Origin of the sequence: Escherichia sp. WS1265 (assembly GCF_046487585.1) — a bacterium.
GTDB lineage: Bacteria > Pseudomonadota > Gammaproteobacteria > Enterobacterales > Enterobacteriaceae > Escherichia > Escherichia coli.
In genome coordinates, this window is the sequence record NZ_JBJQJE010000050.1 from 1 (window position 1) to 4,144 (window position 4,144).

Consider the following 4,144-nt stretch of genomic DNA (forward strand, 5'->3'; position numbering starts at 1 on the left):
CAACCCGCCCGCAGAAGCCCGGCTACGATGGAGGCACGGCACAGCCCGCACACGACGCTGAGGCCACATAACTGAAAACCCACAAGGCCATGCCCCGCATGGCCGGGTAAAAGCGGAGCCGGCGGCGACGTCCTTATTCCGGCGAGAGCAGGGAGCACACCGCATGATCTCCAGACCACCCCTGGAACGAAACGATCATGACCGGCATGTCCCTGCGTAAAATATACATGCCTGGTTCACCGGAGAATATCTGTGATATCCACAAGTTTTCTGTCGCGCAGCCAGTCCTGCGCTTCACGCACCACACAACTGTCCGGTTTCACCGCTTTCAGCGATGATGCCAGTCGCTTGATCAACATCACCAGTTCCCGTGTCTGTATGTCCGGCATTGTCTCCGGCTGAGCAGGGGGACTCTCATTTCCGACGCTCATCCCATGCGCTTCCAGTGTGGCACGGACAAACCAGGCGGCATCGACCAGTTGCTGTCGAATCCAGGCCAGATCGGCATTTCTGTCACGGGCTGCCATTCGCTCGCCCGACAGCGCCTTGCTGATATGGCTGCGCTCCAGATTATCCAGGAGTGCCTGCGCTTCTTCCGGTGAAAAGCCACCTGGTATCTCTGTGCGCAACAGCCCTTTCCTGTACAGAAGCTGCAGCAGATCAACCTGCGACCGCACAGCAACTATCAGTACATAACGGACAACATTCGCACTGGCAGTGGTTTCTGTATCATTCAGCAGTTCTTCCGGATCGTTCCCTCCGGTGTTGCAGAGCAACGGCAACAGAGGTCGCATCCACACGGGAACCTGATATTTTTCGTCTGATTTCATCATATTACGTTCTCCAGCTTGTTCGGGATCATCCACTGCTCAAGTGCACGTACCTGTATCGGTGCACCACGACCGGCCTCACCGGCTTCAAAAATCAGCCGCCAGAGTGGTTCCTCCTGCCAGAAAAACCGGTCAAATGATGACAGTGACGGAAAACGCCCGCACCACCCCCAGAAAATCGTTTCCAGATCATGCTCCTCAACAACACCAGACCAGCGGGACAACCAGCTTCCGACCGTGGCGGGAGTATGAAACGCAAGGTCAATCTGCGCCTGAGCAAAACATGTCTGGTATTCCAGTTCCCGTCGTTCTGCCTCACGTTCCCGCTGGCGGCTGTATTTCTGCTCTGTCAGCGTGGTTTTCTGACGACGACGCTCACCTTCACGAAAAGGCACGGACGGGAACAGACGGTGCCCCGCATCGGATGGCAGGGGAAGAACACAGACTTCCCCAAAACTTTCAATCAGTTTATCCACGGCAGCCAGCCACAGGAGACGGTTGCCATGAAATTCCTCCTTCGTCAGCGCAGGGGCAAAAAAGCGGAGATCGGTCAGCGAAATCCGGCGACTGCCATTCAGGCAGCGAAAGAAAGCGGTGGCATAAGGCCATGCTGAAAGTGTGCGTCCCTGACGACGACGTTGTTCTGTGACAGCCACCGCCTGCATGGCGGCCTGTTGTTCTGCGCTGAGGGGGATCAGTGCCCGTGAACGTGCGCTCATGCCTGACCTCCTTCTGCCATCAGGATATGGATGATGTCGTTAACACTGTATCCCTGCGCATCCAGTGTCGCGGCAAGCGCCAGCGTGTGACTGATCGCGACAGGCGTGAAGATATGTTGCACCTGAACGACGGCGAAAGGCTGTCCACCACCATTCACCAGAACCAGCATCCAGAGCTGAGAGACGTCTCCCGGCGAACATAATGCCAGGTGGAAACGTTCGTGGGCTGGCGTGAAACGAACCTGGACGGGGAAAAAGCCCCCGAACTCGCTGCCATACTCTCCGTTCATCATCCAGTTAGCTGGTGCGTCCACTTCACGCATCACCTCGTGAGTGAGATTACGGCGCATATCGCTTCCCGCAGCACGGATTTCTTCATATTCCTGGGCATTCATGGACTGCAGGGCATTCAGTGTCAGTTCGGTATTCATCATCGTATTTCTCCCTCTGCCGCCCCGTCTCCGGCGGGGCGGTGTGGTTGTTCATCAGGCGGCATCAGCCAGGTTATCGGCGCGTTCAGTGGCATCCGTCTGTGGACGTGGTGAACACATCCAGCCAGGCACCCAGCGGTTGTCTTTCATATGGAACTCTGCATGTTCAGCGGCATCGCCTTTCTTCATCTTCTCCGCGTCCCGTGCGGCACCGGACAGTCCTGCCTCATTCAGGGCTGCGATAATCTGCGGCTTTTTCAGGTGTCCGAAGAAGTTTGCTTTTGTCGGCTGCCACCAGTCGCGCATGTGAAAGCCGATAGCGGTTTCCAGCGAGTCCAGCGGACTGCGTGACGTGTGACCATACTCACGGGTCTGAACACCGTGGATGCTGCACGCAGTGCAGAAGCTGAGCAGGGATAACAGCACCTCCTGACTGAGTGACAGGAATGTCGTCATGTCCCGTGACCATCCCTCCGGTAACAGGGCAGCAAGACGGGCTTTTTCTGCCATCAGCGCCATGAATGCGGCACCTTCCTTCCCCGATGGCGCATCGCTGGTCAGCGAGTAATGTTCACATTCCAGGCTGATTTGTGCTGGTTTACTGTACGCCCCGCTGCCAAACACATTCAGGCAGAGCGTCCATGCCAGCAGTGCCAGAGATTTGTCCGGCTGCTGCATGAGTGCCGCCTGGACTGCCAGCGTGCGCTCTGAGGACATTTTCGTCAGCAACGGCAGGCTGATTTCCTCCACTGACGCTTTCTCCTGCACCTGTTCCGTGCGGTCAGCGTCGTCAGTCGCGTCATCTTCACTGCGCAACTGCACACCACGCTGGACACATACGTTGCCATAACGCCAGGACACCACCACGCCACTTCCGGCACGCATCTCCGGCGTCCACGCCCTGACCTTCGCCATGCAGTCAATCAGCTTCATTTCTGCTTCCAGCAGGTCGGATTCCTCACACTGGTTTTCCAGCGCGTCGTAACGCGTCATCAGTTCGTTCAGGTGTTCTTCTTCTGCCTCCGTCAGCACCGCTTCCGGCTCCGGCAGACAGCGGTATGTTCCGGCATCCTCACGGCACTCACCGACAGGCTCCATGCGTCCGGCGCACCATTCCCAGCCTTCGGCTTCCCGAAGGAACTCTGCGACAGCCTGGAGTTTTTCCAGCAGGGCGGCATCGAGCGCCACGCAGTCCACATAGCCACCCTCGTCGTCGCTGAACAAATCGGTGCGCAGTTCGTCTGGCGAGAAGGCATCAGCCCCCACGAAGCGGAATTTACTGTTCCCCGCCACCGCCACTTCACTTTCGGTCACCAGACGACGAATGGTCTGTACTTCCGGTTTACCGCCCCATCCCGACTGGCAGGCGGCTTCAAACACCTGCACCTGACGCGCGGTGTCGTTCTCCAGCGCCAGCGCCTGACAGTGCTCTGTGGTGATGCGGTCTTCTGCCAGCGCATCGAGGATGACAGGCGCAAGGTCAGCCAGTTTCAGCATTCGCTGGACATGGCGGGGCGAATAGCCCAGCAAATCACCGATTTGTGCAGGCGTTTTGCCTTCCTGCGCCATTGCACGGAATCCGGCAATCTGTTCGGCAGGGTGCATATCCCGACGATGACCGTTTTCAGTCATTGATGCGGCAGTCGCCAGCTCCTGCGGAATAATTTTCACGCGTACAGGCCAGTCAGCCGTAAGGATGCCACGCTCTGCCAGCATGTTGAGTGCAGCCAGTCGGCGACCACCTGCGGCGACACCGTAACGGTCACCAGGCAGGGTATGCACGACCAAATTCTGCAGCAGGCCAACGCCCCTAATGGACTCAGCCAGTTCGCTGACGGACTCCGCAGAATACGGCACCGTGCGCACATTCAGCGGTGACTTAATCAGTGAGGCCAGCGACACGCTCACTTCCTCCGTCTGCGCCAGCAGGGCAGACAGTGCAGTTTCCTGCGTTTTTACATATTTACGGCTTGCTTTGCGGGTGGTTTCTGGTTCACACTTCGTTACAGGCATAATCATCCCCTTATAATTGCTTATGTCCTGCCGGACGTTTGCGCGTCCGGCACCTCTCTTACTTAAGAATCCCGAAATCCCTGATGTACTGGTTCATCCAGTACCCGGCACAGTCCTCAAAATTCCAGGAGCGCCAGATCAACGTGCCATC

5 protein-coding genes are annotated in these 4,144 nt (G+C 57.4%); all 5 read right to left on the minus strand.

Annotation, left to right across the window (positions count from 1 at the left end):
• Positions 1-236: 236 nt before the first annotated feature.
• Positions 237-833 carry a hypothetical protein gene (locus tag ACJHX3_RS24430; RefSeq protein ID WP_001401763.1) on the minus strand — a complete coding sequence of 199 codons (597 nt, stop codon included), beginning with the start codon at positions 831-833 and terminating at the stop codon, positions 237-239.
• Positions 830-1,549 carry a plasmid SOS inhibition protein A gene (locus tag ACJHX3_RS24435; protein ID WP_001276268.1) on the minus strand — a complete coding sequence of 240 codons (720 nt, stop codon included), beginning with the start codon at positions 1,547-1,549 and terminating at the stop codon, positions 830-832. The genes ACJHX3_RS24430 and ACJHX3_RS24435 overlap by 4 nt, the downstream gene beginning before the upstream one ends.
• Positions 1,546-1,980, minus strand: coding sequence for a conjugation system SOS inhibitor PsiB (gene psiB / locus ACJHX3_RS24440; protein ID WP_001578018.1), 435 nt, complete (start codon positions 1,978-1,980; stop codon positions 1,546-1,548). Before psiB ends, ACJHX3_RS24435 begins: the two co-directional genes overlap by 4 nt.
• A gap of 54 nt (positions 1,981-2,034) precedes the next feature.
• Positions 2,035-3,993, minus strand: a complete 1,959-nt coding sequence (locus tag ACJHX3_RS24445) for a ParB/RepB/Spo0J family partition protein (protein ID WP_064670764.1) — start codon at positions 3,991-3,993, stop codon at positions 2,035-2,037.
• A gap of 58 nt (positions 3,994-4,051) precedes the next feature.
• Positions 4,052-4,144, minus strand: a 93-nt coding sequence (locus tag ACJHX3_RS24450) for a DUF905 family protein (RefSeq protein WP_410236222.1), incomplete at its 5' end; no start/stop codon positions are given.